Raw genomic sequence first — 23,243 nt, forward strand, 5'->3', positions numbered from 1 at the left:
AGCAAGTCATAAAATGCTCTTAATAAATTAGCAGGTTTCTAATTAATTCTAGAATTGCAGTTTTTATATATTTAAAACTTAAACAAGCCAATGCTAACATTAAAAAAGGGAATCTAACAAGTTGCATTAAAGGAGTAAAACCATGTGTTGCTATTCCCTTTATATGAAGCTTTTATAAAAACACTTTAAACTAGAGAATTTGGTACAGATATGAAAGTGTATTTGGTTAATAATGACAGTAAACATAATTATAGATTTTAAAAATAGTGTGTAATCATTTCAAGGGTTATAGGTGTTTTTAATACTTATATTTTTTTGAATAAAAAGGGTATAAGAAAAAAAACGAACGATTAGGTTTCTATCTCATCTATTGATATAATTTGGATTCTCTTTAGATAAGTGGCGTTTTTATAAATTACTTTTAGATTTATTTGATACTTATATTTTCCTTATTATATTTAGTGCCAAATCAATCAAAATCACTCAATGTCAATACTTTTCATTAATAAAAATCAAATTTCAACACTCCTTTTTTTTATTTCTTTTTTTAGCTTTTCACAATCCTCAGATGTCTATAATGCAATACTTGCTCCAATAGAATTGCAATCTAACGTTAACGCTATCGTTAGGTATGATAATCAAAGGATAGAAATTAATGCTATTAATGATATGGTGGTACACACTAAGCGTATTATTACAGTTTTTAATAAGTATGGGGACAAACATGCAAATACAGTAGAATTCTACAGCGATAACTCTTCAATTAAAACAATAGAAGCTAGAATTTATGATGGTTTTGGTGAGGAAATAAAAAAGATTAAAAAGAAAGATTTTACAGATAACAGTGCTGTAAGTGGAGGGACGTTATACTCAGATAGCCGCGTTAAATATTATGATTATACACCAATGAATTATCCTTATACTATTGAGTATGTTTCTGAAGTTAAGTATAACTCTACTGCTTTTATTCCGCAATGGAGACCAGTTAATGGTTATTATTTAGGGATTGAATATGCCGAATATAAAATTGAGAATAACTCAGGGATTCCACTGAGATTAAAAAAAGATAATATAGAAAATAATAAAGTAGTCGAGATCTCTGATTTTCATTTTAAAATCGAAAACTTACCCGGTATAGATTACGAAGCTTACAGTCCTTCTTTGTTCACATTTACTCCTGGTTTAAAACCAGCATTAACTAAGTTTAATATGAATGGTGTAGAAGGTGTAAATAATAATTGGAAAGATTTTGGGAAGTGGGTTTATGCAGAGTTGTTAACTGGTACAGCAGAATTACCACAAGAAACAATCAATGATGTAAAAGCTTTAACTAATGGTGTAGAAGATAAAATTGAGCGTGCTAAATTAGTTTACAAATACATGCAAGATCGAACTCGATATATTAGTGTGCAAATTGGAATAGGGGGGTGGAAACCCATGATAGCAACTGATGTAAATGAGCTAGGGTATGGGGATTGTAAAGGACTAACAAACTATACTAAAGCTTTATTAGAAGCTGTTGATGTTCCGGCTTATTATACTCTAGTATTCGGTGGTCGTAATATTTTAAATATAGATAGTGAATTTTCTTCAGCACAAGGTAATCATGCTATTCTTTGCGTTCCCGATGGTGACAATAATATATTTTTAGAATGTACAAATCAAACTAATCCATTTGGATTTACAGCCGGTTTTACAGATGATAGAGATGTATTGCTAGTAAAGCCTGAAGGGGGTGAAATAGTACATACTAAGATTTATAGCGCAGATGAAAGTATTCAAAAAACGAGTGCTAATATTAGTCTAGATCCTAATGGTGGTTTTACCGCAAGTGTAAATATTGAAACTAGAGGTTATCAGTATGGTCTTCATGAAAGTGTTGGAGGGAAATCTACCCGAGACCAAAATAGTTACTATAAAGAATATTGGGATAATATTAATAATATTTCTATAGATAATATTAGTATTACAAATGATAAGGAAAATGTTATTTATCATGAAAATATAAAAATATCCGCTGCAAATTATGCTTCAAGAAGTGGAAAGCGTCTTATTTTTCAGCCCAATTTTTTTAACAAAGTGACTTCTATCCCTTCAAGATATTCAGAGCGAAATTTAGAATTTGAAATAGATCGTTCTTTTAAAGATATTGATGAATTTATTATTCAAATTCCCAATGACTTAAAGGTTGAAGCTATGACGGAATCTAAAAAAATAGAAACAAAATTCGGAACCTATAGTTTTAAGTTAGAAAAGTTAGAAGATAATAAACTTAAATATACCAGGACTTACGTATTGCTTAAGGGTAATTATCAAAAAGAAGACTATAAGGCCTTTAGAGATTTTAGAAAACAAATTGTAAAACACGATAAAAGCAAGATTGTTTTAACGACAGCTTTGTAATTATTAATATCAACAGAAAATTAAGAATCTAATCAATCAATCAATCAATCAATCAATCACTTAATGAAACAATTATTACTTAGCATCATTTTTATTTTAAGCTTTAGTTTTTCAAGTAGTCAGAATTATAAGTTCGGAAAAATATCAAAGGAAGAGCTTCAAGAAAAATACCATCCAAAAGATTCTGCAACTTCTGCAGCTATATTATATCGTAACGAGGATATAAGTTTCTTTTATTCTTCTGAGAAAGGATTTGTACAAAGACGTAAAATACATGAGCGCATAAAAATATATAATAAAGATGGTTTTGATTGGGCAACGAAAAAAATCTACCTATATCAAGGACTTAATAAGTATGCAGAAAGAATTAGTGGTCTAAAGGGGTTTTCATACAATCTTGTTGATGGTAAAATAGAAAAGGATAAACTAAAAAGTGATGGTAAATTTGATGAGGATTATAGTGAGTACACAAGAATCCATTCATTCACCTTACCAAGCGTTAAAGAAGGAACAGTAATAGAATATCAATATACAATTACATCTGCTAGAGTTAGTATAGATGACATTATTTTTCAATTCAGTATTCCTGTAAACAAACTAGATGTTAGTATTGAGACCCCTGAGTATTATGTTTATAATAAGCAGTCTAATTTTAAAGCGAAATTTTCACCCAATATAACCGAAACAATTAAGAATACTACAACTCCATTTAATTATAAAATTAATGTAATTAGCGTTAATGAAGAAAATATTCCAGCCATACGGGCTGAAGCATATTCTGGTAGTATAAACAATTACATCAGTAAAATGGCTATGGAGCTCACTGCCACTTTAAATAGTATGAAACTTGTTGATAAGACCTATTCTACAAATTGGGAAGTTGTTTCAAAAACAATCTATGAAAGTGAAGATTTTGGTGGGCAATTAAGAGCATTTAGTATTTATAAAGACGATCTAGAATCAGCATTAGATGGTATTACTGATGATTTTGAAAAAGCATTTGTAGTAGAAGGATTAGTAAAATCTAAAGTAAAGTGGAACGGTAGATATGGTAAATATGCCGAAAACGGAATTAGATCGGCATATAAAGAGGGTAAAGGTAATGATGCTGATATTAATTTGATGCTAATTTCTATGTTGCGTTCTCAGGGTGTTAATGCAAATCCTGTTTTAGTGAGTACAAGGGATAATGGAATTCCTCTTTTTCCGACACGAGAAGGATTTAATTATGTGATTTGTAGTGTTGAAAAAGATGATATGTATTTATTAATAGATGCAACGGAACAATACAGTACTAATAATGTTTTACCGCAACGTGTATTAAATTGGAAAGGGAGATTGATTATAGATAATAAAGTATCACGATGGATTTCTATTCAGCCAAATAAAAAATCATTAGAGTCTTCAATACTAAGTGTTACTATCAATGATGATTTTTCATTGTCTGGAAAAGTAACCAAACATTTTACAGATTATACGGCTTATTTTTATAGAAATAAATACGCTGGCGTAACAACAGAAGATCATATTAAATCGCTTGAAAAAGATAAAGGAGATATAGAGATAAGCTCTCTTAGTATAGAAAATATAAAGAATGCTTTTCTGCCTGTTGATTTAAATTACGAATATGAGTTGTCTGATGGAGTTGATGAGGTTGGAGATAAACTTTATTTTTCACCACTATTGTTTTTAGCGACTAAAGAAAATCCATTTAAGTTAGAAGAGAGAGATTATCCTATAGATTTTGTAATTCCTTATTCTGATGAATATATAGTTAATATTATGTTGCCAGAAGGTTATAAAGCAGAGTCTTTACCAGCATCAGAGATTTTAAATTTTAAAGATGAAAATGTATCATTTTCTTACATTATTAGAGGAGGTGGAAAATATCTACAGTTAAAAGCGAAGTTAGATATTTTGAATCCTTTAATTTTACCGACAGACTATAAAGAATTTAAAGCTTTTTATAGTAAAATAGTAGAGAAGCAAACAGAACAAATTGTATTAACTAGGACTTAAAATGGATATTAAAAACGCACAAAAAGAAGTAGATAATTGGATTAAAGAACATGGAGTAAGATACTTTAATGAACTCACCAATATGGCTCAATTAACAGAAGAGGTTGGTGAAGTTGCCAGAATTATAGCGAGGCGTTACGGTGAGCAAAGCGAAAAAGAAAGTGATAAAAATAAGGATTTGGGTGAAGAATTATCTGATGTTTTATTTGTGGTGATTTGTTTAGCAAATCAAACAGGTATTGATTTACAAGATGCTTTTGATAAAAAATTAGATTTAAAAACCAAACGTGATCATAATAGACATCATAATAATGAGAAATTAAAGTAGTTTTGTAACTTCATTTTATTTTATAAATTCTATATGGAGATCAATATCCAAAAATCAAAGCTTAAGAATCATCAAACCGTTCAAATTACAGGATCTAAAAGCGAGTCTAACCGCTTGTTATTAATACAGGCGTTGTATCCTCAAATTAGTATCGATAATTTATCTAACTCAGATGATTCAGAAGTTATGCAAAAAGCTTTGAGGTCAGAAGACGAGTTAATTGATATCCATCATGCGGGTACGGCAATGCGTTTTTTAACAGCCTATTTTTCAATTCAAAAAGGGAGAGAAACAATTATTACCGGTTCTCAAAGAATGAAAGAGCGACCAATTAAAATATTGGTTGATGCTTTAATTGCTTTAGGTGCTGATATCACATATTTAGAAAATGAAGGTGTTCCTCCTTTAAAAATTAAAGGCAAAGAGCTTACTAAAAATAAAGTGACTTTAGAAGCTAACGTAAGTAGTCAGTATATTTCTGCATTAATGCTAATTGCTTCAAAATTAGAAAATGGTTTAGAATTAACATTAGAAGGTAAAATAACATCAGTTCCCTATATTAATATGACTTTAAGTCTTTTAAATAGTATTGGGATAGAAACGAGTTTTATAGATCAAACCATTACCGTTAAGCCAAGTGTTTCAGTATTAATACCACAAATTTTAACTGTTGAGTCTGATTGGTCTTCTGCTTCTTATTTCTATAGCGTTATTGCATTAAGTGAAGTTGGTACAGAGATTACTATTGCATCTTATAAGCAAAAAAGCTTACAAGGAGATTCTGTTTTAGCGGAGATTTATAAAAGCTTTGGTGTTTCAACATTATTTAAAGACGAAGCAATAACACTTCAAAAAACAGATAAAGTCAATTCGACAACTATAATTGATCTCGATTTAAAAAATGCGCCAGATATAGCGCAAACCATAGCTGTTTCTGCCTTTGGTTTAGGTCTAGAATGTAATATGATAGGGTTACATACCCTTAAAATTAAAGAAACTGATCGTTTAGTTGCTCTTAAAACTGAATTAGAAAAGTTAGGAACTGAAGTTATAATAACTGATAAATCTTTACATTTAAAAGCTTCAAATTCTATAAATAGTCATATTAAAATACCAACGTACAACGATCACAGAATGGCAATGGCTTTTGCGCCTTTAGGCTTAAAAGTACCTATTACTATTGAAGATGCAGATGTAGTAAGTAAATCTTATCCTCAATTTTGGGAAGATTTTAAATCTATAGGTTTTAATATTTCAAAATAGAATAGAATTATATTTTATCATTTTAAGTTTGCATTATTCATCTAAATGTATAGTATTATAGACGATTGTAGTAAAATAAACCTTCATTTACTTGACAAGGCCTATGTTGAGATTGTATATTTGCAATTCGAATAAAAATAAAGGACTGAGACATTTAGAGCATGCAAACTAACTTTAAGTAAGCGGCTACAAAATAGTTTCACATTATTCACATAATTAACTAAAACTCATACATGAAATTATCACATTTTAATTTTGAACTTCCAGACGAATTATTAGCAGAACATCCTGCAGAACATAGAGATGAAGCAAGATTGATGGTATTAAATAGAGCTGAGCAGACTATTGAGCATAAGCAATTTAAAGATATTATCGATTATTTTGATGAAGGTGATGTGATGATCATGAACGATACAAAAGTGTTTCCTGCACGCTTATTTGGTAACAAAGAAAAAACAGGAGCACGTATTGAAGTATTTTTATTACGTGAATTAAATCAAGAACAACGCCTTTGGGATGTTTTAGTAGATCCGGCTCGTAAAATAAGAATCGGAAATAAATTATATTTTGGTGATGACGAAACATTAGTTGCTGAGGTTATTGATAACACAACCTCTAGGGGTAGAACTTTACGTTTCTTGTATGATGGTTCTTACACCGATTTCAGAACAAAATTAACAGAATTAGGTGAAACACCTTTACCTAAATACATTAATAGAGAGGTTGAGCCAGAAGATGAAGAGCGTTACCAAACTATATATGCTAAAAACGAAGGAGCTGTAGCCGCACCAACTGCAGGAATGCACTTCTCTAAGCATTTATTAAAGCGTTTAGAAATTAAAGGAGTAAAAACAGCTCCCGTAACTTTACATGTTGGTTTAGGTACATTTAACCCTGTTGAGGTTGAAGATTTATCTAAGCACAAAATGGATAGTGAAGAAATTAACATTAAAAAAGAATCTGCAGATATTGTTAATGATGCCATTAATAAGAAAAAGCGTGTGTGTGCTGTAGGTACAACATCTATGCGTACAATTGAAAGTTCTGTGTCTTCTAATGGTAGATTAAATGAATTTGAAGGTTGGACAAATAAATTTATTTTCCCTCCTTACGATTTTAGTATTGCAAATTGTATGATTACAAATTTTCATACACCAAAATCTACTTTATTAATGATGACATCAGCATTTGCAGGTCATGATTTTATGAAGAAAGCTTACGAAGAAGCAGTTAAAGAAAAATATAAATTCTATTCTTATGGTGATGCGATGTTAATCATCTAATTAAGATTTCAACATATAATTTAAAGCCTCTTCATTGAGGCTTTTTTTATGACTTTTTGGGCGTTACCCTAACAAAAAAAGTTAGGGTCAGGCTGTCCGTTACAAGTCCTCGCAATTTTGATAAAAAATCAAAATTACTGTGGGCTTTCCACTGCCATCCTTAACGCGATTTTTAAGTTATATTAATGACGAGAATGTTAATCTAACTCTTAACGACCAATTTGAATAGATTGTATTAGTAAAATCTATATTTGCTTTTTCTCTGTGAATCTTCTGCGTAAACTCAGCGTATCTTTGCATAATTGCATAATTTAAAATTTTGAACAGCTATATGAGTGAGGATTACTTCAATTCGTGTGTAAAATAATTTTCAATTTAAGTATCACAATACAATTCACTACTTTTGCAAAAGATGGAAGCAAAAAAGAAAGACATACGAGCCTTAACTAAAGAACAGCTGAGAGAATTCTTTGTAAAACAAGGAGATAAAGCCTTTAGAGGAAATCAGGTTTACGAATGGTTGTGGCAAAAGGCGGCCTATAGTTTTGAGGATATGACAAACGTATCTCTAGAAACAAGACAAATGTTAGAGGCTAACTTTGTAATTAATCATATTAAAGTAGATCAGATGCAACGTAGCTCTGATGGTACTATAAAGAACGCTGTAAGGCTTCATGATGATTTAATTGTAGAGTCTGTTCTTATTCCAACGAATACAAGAACCACGGCTTGCGTGTCGTCTCAAGTCGGTTGTAGTTTAGATTGTCGTTTTTGTGCCACATCGCGATTAAAACGTATGCGAAATCTAAATCCAGATGAAATATACGATCAAGTTGTTGCTATAGATAATGAAAGTAGATTATACCATAATAGACCTTTAAGTAATATTGTGTTTATGGGTATGGGAGAGCCTTTAATGAACTATAACAATGTACTCAAAGCTATCGATAAAATTACATCACCAGAAGGTTTAGGAATGTCACCAAAACGTATTGTGGTATCAACCTCTGGAGTGCCAAAAATGATTAAGAAGATGGCAGATGATAACGTAAAATTTAAATTAGCGGTTTCATTACATTCTGCTATAGATGAGATTCGTACGTCTATTATGCCTTTTAATGCTACATTTCCTTTAAGTGATTTAAGAGAAGCTTTACAATATTGGTATGCAGCGACTAGTAACAGAATTACTTACGAATATGTGGTATGGGATGGTATTAATGATAAGCGTAAAGACGCAGAAGCTTTAGTTGAGTTCTGCAAATTTGCACCCAGTAAAGTAAATATTATAGAATACAACCCTATTGATGATGGCGAATTTCAGCAAGCGCAATCTCAAGCAATAGATATGTATGTTAGTATTTTAGAAGCTAATAATATTACGGTTACTGTTAGACGCAGTAGAGGTAAAGATATTGATGCGGCTTGTGGACAGTTGGCTAATAAAAGTTAGGTATTTAGAAAATGTATTTAAGTTTTAAGACATAAAAAAAAGCGGCAATTGCCGCTTTTCTTGTATATAATATTTAATGAATATTATTTTTTTGTAACTCTAAGAGTTTCTGTTTTATCACCAGAAGTAATTCTTACTAAATAAAGACCTTCAGATAACTCAGATAAGTTAATAGAAGAATTTGTAATTTCATTTTTAGTGAAACTAGCTACATTTTGACCTAACAAGTTATATACTGTAACACTATCAACATCTTGAGCTGATTTAATGTTTAAGATATCACTAGTTGGGTTAGGGTAAACACTAAAAGCAGTAAAAGAATTATCTTCTATACCTAATGTTGAATCAGTAGTAAAACTCCATACTGTTGTAGTTGTTGTTGCTCCAAAACAGTTAACAACATCAATACTCCAATAGTAGGTAGTGCTTGCAGCTAAACCAGTAATTATTCCATTGCTCTCAACACCTTCTAGTGTTTGTGTCGGAGGATTCGCTGTTCCTATATTTAAATTATAAGATTCACCATCTAAGTCTGGTGCTGTCCAGGCAAAAGCTAAACCACCATCAGGTGATTGTACTGCAACAGCTGTAGCTCCATCAGCAGGTATTGGTGAGGTTGCAGTTGAAGTTGGTACTGTTGTTTCTAAACATTCTGCCGTGGTAAAACTCCAAACAGCACTAGATGTAGATCCAAAACAGTTTACGGCATCAATTTTCCAATAATAGGTTGTATTACTGGTAGCACCAAAAGTAATAATACCACCGTTAGTAACATCTGCTAAAGACCCTATGTCGTCACCAGTAGCTGTTAAACCAATACTTATAGTAAAGCTATCGGCTGCATCTCCGGTAGTGTCTTCTATCCAAGAAAAAGCAACACCATCACCAAGTTCAATAGCAACATCCGTTGCAGTATCTGCAGGAGTAGGAGATGTTACGGCATTTGGAGCAGCTGTAGCTGTACATGCAGTTTCTGTTAATTCAAAATCAAAGCCTTGAGCACTCCAAAAGTCATCCCATAAGATATAGTAAGTTTGACCGCTTTCAGCGAAAAATGATACTTCAGAAAGATAGTTTGTACTATCTACATCATCTGCACTTGCATAACATGTTAATGCTGCACAGCTACCTGTAAAAATACTAAGTCTAGTATCATCACTATTCGTAACACCGTCATTTACAGTTAAATTTGAAGATATTGTTACTGCATAATTAGCAGTGGGTGTATAGCTGTACCATTCACCAACAGTTGCTAGACCTGTAAAACAAGAACCGTCAGGGGTAGTCCCGTTTAAAGTTCCTACAGTTGTCGTACCTGCGCTCACAGCTACAGCTGTTTCACAAGTATCTTGAGCATAATTAAATTGAAAAGCTATTAAAGCTAATACCAATAAAGTAATTTTTTTCATGTGTTTTGATTTTTAAATTAGTTAGCCATAAAGCTACAAATATTAGTTTGAAGAAAAATGTTAAAATTAAATTATTCGTTTTTTAACAATAAGAACAACTATCTTATAAAGATTTGTTGTGTTTGTAAGCGTATTTTCAACTTATAGGAAAGCTGAGTTTTTTGTAGCTGAACTTCTACTGATATAAAATCAATATAATTTCTGAATTAAAAGGTTTCGCAGATTTAGATTTTTTTGTTTTAATTCTTGCTTGTTACATTTTTTTTGAATTTAAGACTATAATTGTATTATTTTTTTTATTAGTAATAAACAAAAATGATTATTTGTAATATTGCAAATGAAGAGTGTATATAGTCATAGATGAAAATAACCGAACAAATAAAACAACCCATAGCCTACGAGATGGATCTTTTTGAACAAAAGTTTCAACTTTCTATGGCTAGTAAAGTGGCGTTACTAAATCGTATTACACATTATATCGTAAACCGAAAAGGAAAGCAAATGCGACCAATGTTTGTGTTTTTAGTAGCTAAAATGATGAATAATGGTGAAGTGTGCGAGCGTACTTATAGAGGAGCTTCGGTTATTGAACTTATTCATACAGCAACTTTGGTTCATGATGATGTGGTTGATGACAGTAACCGAAGACGTGGTTTCTTTTCAATTAATGCACTTTGGAAAAATAAAATTGCGGTTCTTATCGGTGATTTTTTATTATCAAAAGGTTTATTGCTTTCTATAGATAATAATGATTTCGATTTATTAAAAATTATCTCTGTTGCCGTGCGCGAAATGAGTGAAGGCGAATTACTTCAAATTGAAAAAGCAAGGCAATTAGATATTACAGAAGCTATTTATTACGAAATTATTCGCCAAAAAACAGCCACTTTAATTGCTGCATGCTGTAGTTTGGGTGCTGCTTCTGTAAAACCAAACTCACCCGAGGTTGAAACCATGAGAAAGTTTGGCGAATTGATTGGTATGGCATTTCAAATTAAGGATGACTTGTTTGACTATGGAGATGACGCTATCGGAAAACCGACAGGGATAGATATTAAAGAACAAAAAATGACCTTGCCACTTATTTATGTCCTTAATAACTGTTCAAAAAAAGAAAAGTCTTGGTTAATTAATTCTGTTAAAAACCATAACATGGATAAGAAACGCGTAAAAGAGGTCATTACTTTCGTAAAGTCTAAAGGAGGATTAGAATATGCGGTTTCTAAAATGAAAGCTTTTCAAGAAGAAGCATTAGCCATTTTAGAGCCTTACCCAGAATCAGAATATAAAGCGTCACTTAATCTTATGGTAGATTATGTGATTGATAGAAAAAAATAATTCTTTGTTCCTAAGTCTTTAAATAACCTACATAGCTCAAACTTGTACTTAGAGTTAGGGCTGTTAAAAAAATGAACTGCATGAATGCTAATTCTATTTATTTATTATTTGGTCTTGCGGTATCCTTAGTACTCACATATTTTATTATAAAAAGAATGGGGAAAAGCGGTTGCATGACGTATGGTTATGTAGCTCTATTGATAGTCTGTATTAATAGTATGGCTATAGGTTCAATGTTTTTTATGTATAGCGCCAGTCATGATATATACTCGGTAATAACTTCTGGCGAAAATTATACTTCAACTGTAATAAGTTTTACTTCAGAAGTACACCACGATTCAGATGATGGTAGTTCATATATAATGTACACGCCAACAGTTAGGTTTATAACTAAGGATAATAGAATTATTGTGCGAGAGTTAGATTTTTCTACTTCTAGTATGGATGTAGGTGATAGTTATAAGGTTAATTATAATGCAGAAACAGATAAGGTAATAGTTCTTGGCTTTACTTTAGCAATAAAATTAGTAGGAGCATTTATCTTCTGTTTTATTTTTTCATTCCTATTTGTAGGGATCATTATGTATGCATTTAATAGAGATATGAAAGCTTATACAGCCTTAGTTTCTAAAATAGGTTTTTATTTTTTTGTTCCATTTTTAATGATTGGTTTTAATCTATTACTGATTTATGGAATCTTCTTTGGTAACACAGTTCCGTTTTGGGTAACCCTGTTGTTAATCTTCTTTGTGTTTATGCTTACACTGGCAACATTTGGTTATCTTAAAATGATGTTTTTAAAAGGAGAACCTAAAATGAAACAAGTTAGTCCTGGGAAATGGACAGGTGATTGGGAAAATAAAAAATAATATTTACATCTGATAATCAGTGTTTTATTGTTTATTTTATTTTTTTTGCACTTATCAAGCAACCATTACTTCTATAATTGCGTCTTTATAAATAGAAGCGTAACCGTAAAGATTATAATGAAAGTTATTCAACTTCATAAAAACGAAACGAAACTTATACAAAGAGCAGCGAAGAATAATCGCGAAGCACAGCATGTGTTGTATGAATTGCATGCGCCAAAAATGTTAAGTGTTTGTCGTTATTATATTAAAGATGTACATCAGGCAGAAGAAGTGATGCTGAATGGCTTTTTTAAAGTTTTTAAAAACTTAAAATCATTTAAAAGTGAAGGAAGTTTTGAAGGTTGGGTAAGACGTATAATGGTTAGAGAATCTATTTCATATTTAAGACAACAGAAGAAGATTGAGTTTTCTGTTGAAGACGAATATTTAGATAGAGATTCATCTAATAACATTAATACAAATATTGAAGTTGCAGAAATACAACAACTCATAGATAGTTTGCCAGAAGGTTACCGAATGGTTTTTGTAATGTATGCGATAGAAGGCTATAAACATCAAGAAATTGCAGAGCTTTTAAAGATTTCTGAAGGAACTTCTAAATCGCAATTATTTAAAGCAAGACAAATGCTTCAAAAAAAGTTAAAAGAATTAAATAACAGTAGTTATGGCACCAATTAAGTTTGAAGAAAACATAAAAAATAAGCTCGAAGAACGCACATTGAGTCCTTCAACTGAAGCTTGGTCTAAATTATCTGATCGTTTAGATGCAGAAGAAAATAAGTCTAAAAAATCAGTGTTTTGGTGGTTAAGTATAGCTGCAGGTTTACTTGTTATGGTTGCCGTTTCTGTACAGTTTTTTAGTCAAGAAGATTCAAATCAAGTTTCACCTATTGTGGTTGAAGAAGGTTTAATTAAAGAGACTATTGAGAATCAAAAATCAGATTCTAAACCTAAAGAAACTATTCAGTTTGTTGAAAAAGAAAATGAAGAAGAGGAAGAAAATAAGTCTTTATCAACAACAAAGGACTCTCAAATTATTGATTATAAAAAAGGAGCTAAAACAGAATTAGCAACTGTAAATAACGATTCTCTAACTCAAGATGAGCTAGCTTATAATGAAGCAGAAGAACTTTTAAGAGGAGCACAATTAAAATTGGCAGTTGCAGATGCTATGAAAACTCTAAAAATAGAGAATACAACAGTTGCAGATAACGAAATAGATTCTTTATTAAATATTGCCAGTAAAGAAATTTTTAAAGAAAATTTAGAAAACGATACATTTCAAACTGTAGATGCAACAAAGTTGTTAGAAAGTGTAGAAGACGAAATGGGACAATCCTTTAGAACTAAGGTTTTTGAAGCTTTAAAGGATAGTTATGATACTGTGAAAACAGCTGTTGTAGATCGCAATAATTAAAAAACTCCTTTGAAAAAAAGGATGTCAAATCAAAAATAAATCATCAATAATCATCAATCAAAAAACGAACAATTATGAACACAATTACAAGATTAGTAGTCTGCTTGGTATTAACTGCGATTTTTTCGAGTTTACAGGCACAAACAAAAGCATCAGATTCTATTAGAAAGGTTGAGGTAGATTCTAAAATTATCCTTTTAGAAAAGAGCAAGACAGAAATTGAAAGTGAAGAAAGAGGTCTTTTAAAATCAAAAATCTCAAAAATAAATTCTCAATTAGACAATAAAGAGATTACAGCAGAAGAAGCAGAAGAATTAAAAAAAGAAGCAGCTAAAGTAGCGGTATTAAATATTGAAAACCGTAAAGATATCTTAGATAAAAAAATAGCATTATTAAAACGTAATGGTTACAGTTCAGATACGTCAATAGGTGATACAGAAGTGGGATTTACATTAAGTATTGGAGGGAATGAAGAGATTAGTGATAGTTTTATTTATTTAGGAAAATCATCTGGTGATAAAAAAAGAAAATACGACAGACGTACATCTACAGATATCGTTTTTGCTTTTGGGTTTAATAACGCTTTAATTGAAGGAGAACAGATAGACGATTCACCTTATAAAATAGGAGGTTCTGGTTTTATAGAATTAGGGTATGCTTGGAAAACAAGAATCTTCGATAATACTAATTTTTGGAGACTAAAATACGGTTTCTCTTTTCAATGGAATAAATTAAATATTAAAAATAATCAATATTTAGTAAACACTGATGGAGCTATTTCGTTACAAGAATTTCCTTCAGATGTTAATAAAGTGAAATTTAGAACTACTAATTTAGTATTTCCTATGCACCTAGAATTTGGTCCTTCTAAAAAGATAGAAAAAGAGGACTATTTTAGATATTCTACTCACAAGAAATTTAAAATAGGATTAGGTGGATATGCAGGTGTTAACTTAGGTAACATGCAAAAAATAAAGTATAAACTGGATGGAGATAGAGAGAAAGACAAGCAAAGAGATGAGTTTGAAGTAAGTGAGTTTGTTTACGGTCTAAGTGGCTATGTTTCTTTAGGAGATGTTGCGTTATATGTTAAGTACGATCTTAATCCATTGTTTAAAGATCAACTTGTAGATCAAAACAATATTTCTGTAGGATTACGTTTCGATATGGATTAATTCATCAATCAATCAATCAATCAATCAATCAATCAATCAATCAATCAATCAATTTTTGAGTGTTAAAAAGCCTTAGTCTATTTTAGATTAAGGTTTTTTATTTTGTATTAATGAGAGACCACTTTTAAGCCTACTATTGAGATGATTAATGTTGAAATAAAAAACAAGCGCCAAAATGTAGCGGGTTCTTTAAATACAAAAACACCAACAAGTACCGTTCCTACAGCACCAATCCCTGTCCAAACAGCATAAGCAGTGCCAATGGGTAATTCCTCTGTAGCTTTGATAAGTAATAGCATGCTCATGGTTAAGCAGGCAAGGAAACCAATATACCAATAGGTTGTTTCTATTCCTGTGGTTTCTTTAGCCTTTCCAAGGCAAGCCGCGAAAGCAACTTCAAATAATCCAGCAATAATTAATAAAATCCAATTCATGTAATACTAAAATTTATAAGGTATCAAGTTAAGGTGTAATTTATCCAAATTCATTCTTTTAAATCAGAAACTTAAGTTTAATCAAACTATAATTTTTAATATACTTACTTTGTCTTAAATTTGTCAACTTGTTATTCTTATTTCATCAAGAATCTTCGAAACTCTATAATCTTTAATATAAAATATTTCTGTTTTTACAAGAATAATCTAAAGCATGATCTCACAAAATTCCATTGCAAAAGTTTTTGAAACCGCTCGAGTAGAAGAGGTTATTGGCGATTTTGTACAGCTTAAAAAAGCGGGTACTAATTACAAAGGTTTAAGCCCTTTTAGTGAAGAGCGTTCACCGAGTTTTGTAGTGTCTCCTGTTAAGCAGATTTGGAAAGATTTTTCAAGTGGAAAAGGAGGGAATGCTGTAACATTTTTAATGGAGCATGAGCATTTTACTTATCCCGAAGCGATAAAGTATTTAGCTAAAAAGTATAATATTGAAATAGAAGAAACAGAACGTACAGACGAAGAAAAAGCACAGGCAGACAATAGAGAAAGTTTATATTTAGTGAGTGAATATGCGAGTAGCTATTTTCAAAATGTACTGCATAAAACAAATCCAGGTAAAGCCATTGGTTTAAGTTATTTTAAAGAGCGTGGATTTACAGAAGAAACCATTAAGAAATTTGATCTTGGGTATTCTTTAGATGAATGGCAAGGTTTTACAGACGATGCTTTAGGTAAAGGTTATAAAATTAATTTTTTAGAACAAACAGGTTTAACAATTGTAAAAGGCGAAAAGCGTTTTGATCGTTTTAAAGGCCGTGTTATGTTTCCTATTCATAGTATGAGTGGGCGTGTTCTTGGTTTTGGTGGACGTATTTTAACTAACGATAAGAAAGCGGCTAAATATTTAAATTCACCTGAAAGCGAAATCTATCACAAGAGTAAAATTTTGTATGGTTTGTATCATGCTAAGCAAAGTATTGCAAAAGAAGATAATTGCTACCTAGTTGAAGGTTATACAGATGTTATTCAGTTATGTCAAACAGGTATTACAAATGTTGTGTCTTCTTCTGGTACGGCTTTATCACCAGATCAAATACGCTTAATTAACCGATTAACAAATAATATTACGGTTCTTTTTGATGGTGATGCAGCTGGTATAAGAGCATCTATTCGTGGTATCGATTTAATTCTAGAACAAGGTGTTAATGTTAAGATTTGTACATTTCCTGATGGTGAAGATCCAGATAGTTTTTCAAAATCTAATACTCTAGAAGAACTAAAGGAATATCTTAATGATAATGCTAAAGATTTTATTCAGTTTAAAGCTTCATTATTAGTAAAAGAAGCAAATAATGATCCAATTAAAAAAGCAGAAACAATCCGAGAGATTGTAAATAGTATAGCTAAAATTCCAGATCAGATAAAACGCGAAATTTATATTCAAGAATGTGCGCGTATTATGGATATCAGCGAGAATGTTCTTTTTACAACTTTAGCACAAATTAATAATAAAGGAGCTCAGAGTAATAGTAAACCCAAGTCTTATGCGCCACCTACTTCTTCTGATCCAAATGAACCACCATTTGAAGTTTATAGAAATGAAGAGCCTCCTAGTAGTAAGCCAAAAATCGATGTTCAATATGAATTAGAACGAAAGATTATTGAAATATTAATGCTTTATGGTGATAAAACTGAAGAGTTTGAAGATGTTGTTTTAGAAGTTGATGAAGCTACAGGAGATTTAGTTTCTAAACCCATGAAGCAAGAAACTCGCGTGTTCGAAAAAATATATTTAGACTTACAAGAAGACGAAATGCATTTTTCTAATCCACAGTTTAAAACACTTTATTATTCTCTTATTGATAAATTAAATCAAGATGAAAATTTTTCTACAAAGAATTTCATCAATCAATTAGATCAAGAAACGGCAGGTACCGTTACAAGTATTTTAATGGAAGATGAACGTTATAATCTTCATGATTGGGAGCGGAATTTAATTATCCCAAAAGAGAAAAAAGACTCTGTTGCTCTATTAGTGAGTCAGACCATATTAAGTTTAAGATGTCATTTAATTGACAAAAAGGTTATTGAATATAAAAATGAAACCTTAAAAGAAAATGCAGATACACGTTCTATAATAGAGGATGTAAAAGATTATGTTGGTCTTAAAATGTTATTATCTAGAAAACTAGGTAAGGTTGTGAGTTAGTGAGTTATGTAAGGTTGTGGTGCTTAGCTTGGTGAATTAAATCTACAATATTTGTTACATTTAATTTCTTAAACAATCTAGATTTGTACGTGCTGACTGTTTTTTCATTAATATCTAATTCTTCAGCTATTTCTTTATTTTTACGACCAATAGAAAGTAGTTTTAAAACTTCGACTTCTCTAGTAGAAAGTTTTTTAAACATACGGCTTCTGCTTTTTCTAGTATCTTCATAACGAAAATGTTTATCCATTTTTTCGCTAAGTGAAATTTCACCAGTATTAATTTTTCTAATAGCAGTTTCTATCTCCTCGATATCTACACCTTTGTTTAAGTAACCCGAAGCGCCTGCTTTTATAGTGCTTATGGCATATATTTCTTCGGGTTGATGACTAAACATTAAAACTTTTACAGCTTTGTTTTCTTTTTTAATAGCTCTAAGTGCTGTAATCCCATTAAGCTCTGGTAAATCGATTTCAGATATTATAATATCGACATTATTACGGCGTACAAATTCAAATATTTCAATTCCACTAGTTAAACTGCCGATAACTTTTAAGTCGGGTTTATTGTTTAAAAAAAGCTCTAATCCTGTTCTGACAATGGGGTGGCTATCAACGATCAAAATGTTTATCATGGTAATTGTATTTTATTTTTAATGCTTAGAGTTTGTAAACTAAATACAACCTAGGGGATAAGTATAAAAATAGTGAAAAAATCGAATAAAATTAACCTTTTATTTATGTAATTTAAAAATTTATTTCAAATTATTAGGGATTTCGCAAACGGGTATAGCAACCATTTTATGTTTATTTGCTGTATTATAGTTTTTGAAAATCTCAAAAACAGTACGTTGTCTTCCTTCAAAGTCCGTTTCATTTTTTCCTTCTTCCTTCATTTGCATTGCCCATTCTAATTCTGGGTATGAAGCTCCAATTTGATCTTCATCAGTTCTGTCGTCTCCCCATAAACCATCTGTTGGTGCTGCTGCTATTATTTCTTCATTAACCCCTAAATATTTGGCTATTTCGTAAACTTCACTTTTTAGTAAGTCTGCAATAGGGCTAAGATCTACCCCGCCATCACCATATTTAGTATAGAAGCCAACGCCAAAATCTTCAACTTTATTTCCTGTGCCTGCAACCAGGTATTTTTCTAAAGCAGCAAAATAATATAAAGAAGTCATTCTTAATCTCGCTCTTGTATTTGCTAAAGCCATAAAACGACTTTCTTCATCATCTACAGCAGGTAATTCAGCTATTAATTGATCAAATACAGTTGTAAGATTAACTTGTTTTGTACTTACTTTTTCGTAATTGCCTTTTAACCAATTAATGTGGTTAAGAGCTCTGCTTACCTGGTTAGGTGCTTGGTGAATAGGCATTTCTAGACAAAGTAAATCTAGTCCTGTCATAGCACATAAAGTTGATGTTACGGCAGAGTCTATACCTCCAGAGACACCAATTACAAATCCATTCATATTGGCTTTATTTGCATATTCTTTTAGCCAACCTACTATATGTTCTACAACCTTTTCTGTATTCATAATTTTTTAATTTTTAAAACAAAGAAGTGTACCTTTGCGTAACAAAAATAGCAGAAACGTGTTAAGTTTAAAAATGTTTTACCAAATGAAAATAAGAATTTTCATTATTTTATGTATCAGCTTTACTTTTATGTCTTGTGATGAAGAATCTAAAGTAGAGCAAGAAATCGCAAAAATAGAGGTGAATTTTAACGTTGAGCGTTTTGATAAAGCCTTTTTTGAATCAAAACCAGAAGATTTACCAAGGTTAAAAAAAGACTACCCGTTTTTCTTTTCTAGTGATCCAGATGCTTTTTGGATTGAAAAAATGGGAGATACCTTGCAGTCTGAATTATTAAATGATGTACAAGATAAATACCCTGATTTCGATACTTCAAAAAAAGATTTAAAAAGCTTATTTCAACACTTAAAATATTATGATAAATCTTTTTCTGTACCGAGAGTAATTACACTAACTAATGATGTGGCATACAGAGATAAAACGTTTGTAAATGATTCTCTTGTACTTATTGCATTAGATAATTATTTAGGTGAAGATCATAGATTTTATCAAAATATACCCATGTATATTGCTGCTAACATGCAAGAAAACCAAATTGTTCCTGATGTAGCAAACGGTTATGCAACAAAATACTTATTTCAGACAAGTAGAAAAAGGTTGCTAGATGAAATGATATACTACGGAAAGTTGTTATACTTTAAAGATGTTATGATTCCGTTTAAAACAGATGCCGAGAAGATTGGTTATACTGAAGCGCAGATAAAGTGGGCTGAAGCTAATGAAAGTCAGATTTGGAGTTACTTTATTGAAAAAGAATTATTATACAGTACGGATTCTAAATTACCAGGTCGCTTTATTGCAGAAGCTCCGTTTTCTAAATTTTATCTAGAATTAGACAATCAATCTCCAGGGCGTTTAGGTCAATACCTAGGATGGCAAATTGTAAAAGCTTACGCAGGTACAACAGGTGATGATGTTTTGAAAATTATGCAATTAGAGCCTGAAGAAATATTTAATAAATCTAAATTTAAACCAAAAAAATAATGTCTAAAGTTATAAAATCTAAAATAGTACTAAACGTAGAACTTGATGAGAATAGAGTGCCAGAAAAATTAAATTGGTCAGCTCAAGATGGTGGTATTGATAATAAAGAAGCTAAAGCTGTATTGTTATCTGTTTGGGACAGTAAGGAACAAGAAACTTTAAAAATAGACTTGTGGACTAAAGATATGCCTGTAGATGAAATGAAACTCTTTTTTCATCAAACCTTGGTAACTATGAGTGATTCATTTTTTAGAGCAACTCAAGATCAAAAAATGACAGATACTATGAAAGATTTTTGTGATTATTTTGCAGAAAAATTAGAGCTAAAAAAATAAGCACTTTATTAGCGTTTATTCATGGTCTACTTTAAAATAGGGAACTTTATTAAAACTATTTGAATCTATATTCATATAGTTTTTTTTATGTTTTCTTTTATGCTTTGCAAAATCACTAGGGTTAAAGACTTCCCATACAGTAAGCTCATTTAACCGACCTGTTGTAGTGCGCATATCAATTTTTATTTTTCGAATTATACGATCTACAGTTGCTTGATCAGCCATTTTTAATGTCTTTTCAGAACTTGTACCACTATTTATTTTGTAAGATACCCAATATTTAGATGTTGTAGTCTTGGATGTAGTACTTGCTTTTTTTGTTATGCTTTTTACTTTGACTTCTTTTTTAGCAGGTGAAACCCTTTTTCCAGATAGTCCTAAATTTGTTTGATACAATGTGTTTTCAGAATTTAATGACTCACTTTTTTGAGTTACTAAAGTATTGATAAGTTCTTCATTAGGAGTCTCTATTGTTTTAGCTTTACTTACAAGGGGTATATTTAGATCTTCTAGCGATTTTCTTTCTGGCCTATCATTATCTACAATATATGATGATTGTATTAAATTGAAATTTTCTGTTCTTAATAAAGTAACAATAATTAACTTATCTCTTAATACAGCTTCAACAGCATATCTCCCAATTGGGATATCTGAAATTATAATTTTAGCCTCAGGTGTTTTAACTTTTACTACACGTTCAAAATCACTATTGTAAATCATGATTTCATAAATAGTACGTTCACCTTTAAAAATGATACTATCTTGAGATTCATTTAAATAATGCTTAAGTTCTTTTGCTCTTAAATTTCTGTTTTTAAGTAGTACAGATTTTTGACCATAAACTAATGAGGTCAAGAGCATGAATACGATGATGTATAGTGGTCTCATAAGTAGGTTTCTTGTCTTTGGGAAACAATTTTTAACATCAATCGCTTCATTTTGAGTGATGTGATTGTTATTTGCTTCAAAGTTACTCTTTTTACATACTAAGCTGTTATATTATAGGTGTATAGCGTATTTTTTTGTTGATGTGTCTTAAATGTCTGTTATATCGTGTGACGAGCTATTTTTTTGAACATACAAGTGATTATATACTATTAATTTTATTGTAAATTTTGAGTGTTAACTTGAGTTGAATAATATGGGTTACTATTAAATATTTCGGCTGATATTGAATAGACAAAATCTGGGTTTGCGAGCTGATTTTCCATGAATTTTTTAGTGTTGTAAACTTCCCAAATAGTCAGTTTATTAGATTTTCCAGCATTGCTTTCTATTTCTAACTGATGTTTTAAAATCATTTTATCTACGATCTCTTTATTCGCTAATCGCATAGTTTTACAAGATCCACTTTTATTAATAATTTTACTTTCTGTCCAAAAATATTTTTGATTATTAGAAAGTTGTTTTTTAGTGTTTACTCTAGTTAGTATGAATTCTATACTTTCGTTTGGAACGCTATTAACGATATTCAAGTTTTCGTCTAGCATCATACCTTTTCCTCCTAAGGTCTCTTTTATGTCTGATGAAATATTATAATTAAATTTATTGTTCTTTATTAAATCTATAAGTATAATTTTATCGGTTAGTTTTACTTCAACAACAAAGTTACCAATAGGAACATCTTCTAATGAAATTAGAGTTTCAAAAGCTTCAATATTAACTTTTTTTTCAAAATCTTCGTTAAATATTTCAATTTGTAAGATTTTGGATTCAGAATAAAGTAATAAACTATCTTTTGTAGAATTTAAACGGTGTTTTAGTTCTTTAGCTTTTGGATTTTTGTTTTGAATTAAAATTGTATTCTGACTGTGGCTAAATAAAGTAAGAAGTAGGACGAGTAGTGTGCTTATGTTTTTAGTCATAATATTCACTTTTAAGATTAGAGATTTCTTAGAGAATGTTGTTTTAAAACATTATTGTTTATTAGTTTATAGTATAATTTATGAAATTGATAATTAATTTCCTTGTTTTTAGGATAAGTAACCCTTTTTCTAGCTGATTTACTCTAAGATACGATGTATAGCAAATAAAGAAGATTTAAATATTGAAGATTAAAGTTGTTTTAGCTTCTAATTTTTTAAATTAGCTTATGCGAAAAATCTTATTTGGTGTCATAATTACATTAGTTGTACTATTCACCTTTAAATATTGTAGTGATAAACAAGAAGATAAAATTGTACTTAAAGAGAGTACAGCTTTAATTCAAGAACAAATTAAAAACGTTGGTAAACTCGTTGTTACCGAAGGGCATTTTAGTGAAGTGTTCACTTATAAAAATTCTAAAGATGTTTTTGGAGATTTAATTTCTGCTGAAAAAAAAGCCATAGTTATTGTCAATGCAGATGTAACTATAGGGTACGATTTAAGTAAAATTGAATATCAAATAGATGAAGAAACAAAAACACTTAAAATCTTAAGCATTCCGAAAGAAGAGATTAAAATCAGTCCAGATTTTGAATATTACGATATGCAAGCAGATTACCTCAATCCATTTGAAGCCAAAGATTACAATAGTATAAAAACGACCGTAAAAAAGTCGCTAATGAAAAAAGTTGAAGCATCAGAGCTAAAATCTAATGCGCAAAACCGATTGATTAGCGAATTGTCTAAATTCTTTATGTTAACTAATTCTCTTGGTTGGACTTTAGAATACAACCAAAGTCCAATTTTAGAATTAAGAGAGCTTAATAACCTTAAAAATATATTAGATTAAA

The 23,243-nt window shown here is 30.6% G+C and carries 21 protein-coding genes; 15 read left to right on the plus strand and 6 right to left on the minus strand.

The features are described from left to right. The first annotated feature begins 486 nt into the window (after positions 1-486). The 6 genes from HSX10_RS01945 (at position 487) to rlmN (ending at position 8,749) form a co-directional block, all read left to right on the plus strand. Positions 487-2,403 (plus strand): DUF3858 domain-containing protein, encoded by a 1,917-nt coding sequence (locus tag HSX10_RS01945; RefSeq protein WP_173586515.1) that lies wholly within the window; start codon positions 487-489, stop codon positions 2,401-2,403. A 63-nt stretch (positions 2,404-2,466) separates the two neighbouring features. Next, complete coding sequence (locus tag HSX10_RS01950) at positions 2,467-4,422, plus strand: DUF3858 domain-containing protein (RefSeq protein WP_173586516.1); 1,956 nt, start codon at positions 2,467-2,469, stop codon at positions 4,420-4,422. 1 nt (position 4,423) lies between these two features. Then, positions 4,424-4,750, plus strand: coding sequence for a nucleotide pyrophosphohydrolase (locus HSX10_RS01955; RefSeq protein WP_173586517.1), 327 nt, complete (start codon positions 4,424-4,426; stop codon positions 4,748-4,750). A gap of 33 nt (positions 4,751-4,783) precedes the next feature. After that, a complete protein-coding gene (locus HSX10_RS01960) occupies positions 4,784-6,013 on the plus strand; it encodes a 3-phosphoshikimate 1-carboxyvinyltransferase (protein WP_173586518.1) in 1,230 nt (409 codons plus the stop codon). A 233-nt stretch (positions 6,014-6,246) separates the two neighbouring features. Continuing rightward, positions 6,247-7,296, plus strand: a complete 1,050-nt coding sequence (queA, locus tag HSX10_RS01965) for a tRNA preQ1(34) S-adenosylmethionine ribosyltransferase-isomerase QueA (RefSeq protein WP_173586519.1) — start codon at positions 6,247-6,249, stop codon at positions 7,294-7,296. Positions 7,297-7,708: 412 nt separating this feature from the next. Continuing rightward, the gene (rlmN, locus tag HSX10_RS01970; protein ID WP_173586520.1) at positions 7,709-8,749 is read left to right on the plus strand and encodes a dual-specificity RNA methyltransferase RlmN; all 1,041 of its coding nucleotides are present in this window, start codon (positions 7,709-7,711) and stop codon (positions 8,747-8,749) included. A gap of 83 nt (positions 8,750-8,832) precedes the next feature. On the opposite strand, the gene HSX10_RS01975 is transcribed toward rlmN, so the two are convergent. Further along, positions 8,833-10,158 (minus strand): T9SS type A sorting domain-containing protein, encoded by a 1,326-nt coding sequence (locus tag HSX10_RS01975; protein WP_173586521.1) that lies wholly within the window; start codon positions 10,156-10,158, stop codon positions 8,833-8,835. A 360-nt stretch (positions 10,159-10,518) separates the two neighbouring features. Here HSX10_RS01975 and HSX10_RS01980 point away from each other — a divergent pair, with 360 nt between their 5' ends. The 5 genes from HSX10_RS01980 (at position 10,519) to HSX10_RS02000 (ending at position 14,960) form a co-directional block, all read left to right on the plus strand. Continuing rightward, positions 10,519-11,496, plus strand: coding sequence for a polyprenyl synthetase family protein (locus HSX10_RS01980; RefSeq protein ID WP_173586522.1), 978 nt, complete (start codon positions 10,519-10,521; stop codon positions 11,494-11,496). Between the two features lie 80 nt (positions 11,497-11,576). Continuing rightward, a complete protein-coding gene (locus tag HSX10_RS01985) occupies positions 11,577-12,365 on the plus strand; it encodes a hypothetical protein (RefSeq protein WP_173586523.1) in 789 nt (262 codons plus the stop codon). Positions 12,366-12,482: 117 nt separating this feature from the next. Further along, complete coding sequence (locus tag HSX10_RS01990) at positions 12,483-13,046, plus strand: RNA polymerase sigma factor (RefSeq protein ID WP_173586524.1); 564 nt, start codon at positions 12,483-12,485, stop codon at positions 13,044-13,046. Next, positions 13,033-13,785 carry a hypothetical protein gene (locus HSX10_RS01995; RefSeq protein WP_173586525.1) on the plus strand — a complete coding sequence of 251 codons (753 nt, stop codon included), beginning with the start codon at positions 13,033-13,035 and terminating at the stop codon, positions 13,783-13,785. Before HSX10_RS01990 ends, HSX10_RS01995 begins: the two co-directional genes overlap by 14 nt. 74 nt (positions 13,786-13,859) lie before the next feature. After that, positions 13,860-14,960, plus strand: a complete 1,101-nt coding sequence (locus tag HSX10_RS02000; protein ID WP_173586526.1) for a porin family protein — start codon at positions 13,860-13,862, stop codon at positions 14,958-14,960. Positions 14,961-15,067: 107 nt separating this feature from the next. Here the strand turns inward: HSX10_RS02000 and HSX10_RS02005 are convergent, their stop codons facing one another. Then, the gene (locus HSX10_RS02005; RefSeq protein WP_173586527.1) at positions 15,068-15,394 is read right to left on the minus strand and encodes a DMT family transporter; all 327 of its coding nucleotides are present in this window, start codon (positions 15,392-15,394) and stop codon (positions 15,068-15,070) included. 214 nt (positions 15,395-15,608) lie between these two features. Between HSX10_RS02005 and dnaG the strand changes: the two genes are divergently transcribed. Further along, on the plus strand, positions 15,609-17,603 hold the full coding sequence (gene dnaG, locus HSX10_RS02010) for a DNA primase (RefSeq protein WP_173586528.1): 1,995 nt from the start codon (positions 15,609-15,611) through the stop codon (positions 17,601-17,603). A 4-nt stretch (positions 17,604-17,607) separates the two neighbouring features. On the opposite strand, the gene HSX10_RS02015 is transcribed toward dnaG, so the two are convergent. After that, on the minus strand, positions 17,608-18,237 hold the full coding sequence (locus HSX10_RS02015; protein WP_173586529.1) for a response regulator: 630 nt from the start codon (positions 18,235-18,237) through the stop codon (positions 17,608-17,610). 120 nt (positions 18,238-18,357) lie between these two features. Then, positions 18,358-19,146 carry an NAD(+) synthase gene (gene nadE, locus HSX10_RS02020; RefSeq protein WP_173586530.1) on the minus strand — a complete coding sequence of 263 codons (789 nt, stop codon included), beginning with the start codon at positions 19,144-19,146 and terminating at the stop codon, positions 18,358-18,360. A gap of 85 nt (positions 19,147-19,231) precedes the next feature. On the opposite strand from nadE, the gene gldB reads away from it, so the two are divergent. Both gldB and gldC read left to right on the plus strand, forming a co-directional pair. Continuing rightward, entirely contained in the window at positions 19,232-20,191 is a 960-nt protein-coding gene (gene gldB, locus HSX10_RS02025; protein WP_173586531.1) for a gliding motility lipoprotein GldB, read from the plus strand. Next, positions 20,191-20,526, plus strand: a complete 336-nt coding sequence (gldC, locus tag HSX10_RS02030) for a gliding motility protein GldC (RefSeq protein WP_173586532.1) — start codon at positions 20,191-20,193, stop codon at positions 20,524-20,526. Before gldB ends, gldC begins: the two co-directional genes overlap by 1 nt. Positions 20,527-20,541: 15 nt before the next feature. Here the strand turns inward: gldC and HSX10_RS02035 are convergent, their stop codons facing one another. Both HSX10_RS02035 and HSX10_RS02040 read right to left on the minus strand, forming a co-directional pair. Beyond that, complete coding sequence (locus tag HSX10_RS02035) at positions 20,542-21,414, minus strand: hypothetical protein (RefSeq protein ID WP_173586533.1); 873 nt, start codon at positions 21,412-21,414, stop codon at positions 20,542-20,544. A gap of 215 nt (positions 21,415-21,629) precedes the next feature. After that, positions 21,630-22,391, minus strand: a complete 762-nt coding sequence (locus HSX10_RS02040) for a hypothetical protein (RefSeq protein WP_173586534.1) — start codon at positions 22,389-22,391, stop codon at positions 21,630-21,632. A gap of 227 nt (positions 22,392-22,618) precedes the next feature. Here HSX10_RS02040 and HSX10_RS02045 point away from each other — a divergent pair, with 227 nt between their 5' ends. Beyond that, positions 22,619-23,242, plus strand: coding sequence for a DUF4230 domain-containing protein (locus HSX10_RS02045; protein ID WP_173586535.1), 624 nt, complete (start codon positions 22,619-22,621; stop codon positions 23,240-23,242). Position 23,243 lies beyond the last annotated feature (1 nt).

It is taken from the genome of Winogradskyella undariae, from assembly GCF_013285155.1.
Classification (GTDB): Bacteria; Bacteroidota; Bacteroidia; order Flavobacteriales; family Flavobacteriaceae; genus Winogradskyella; species Winogradskyella undariae.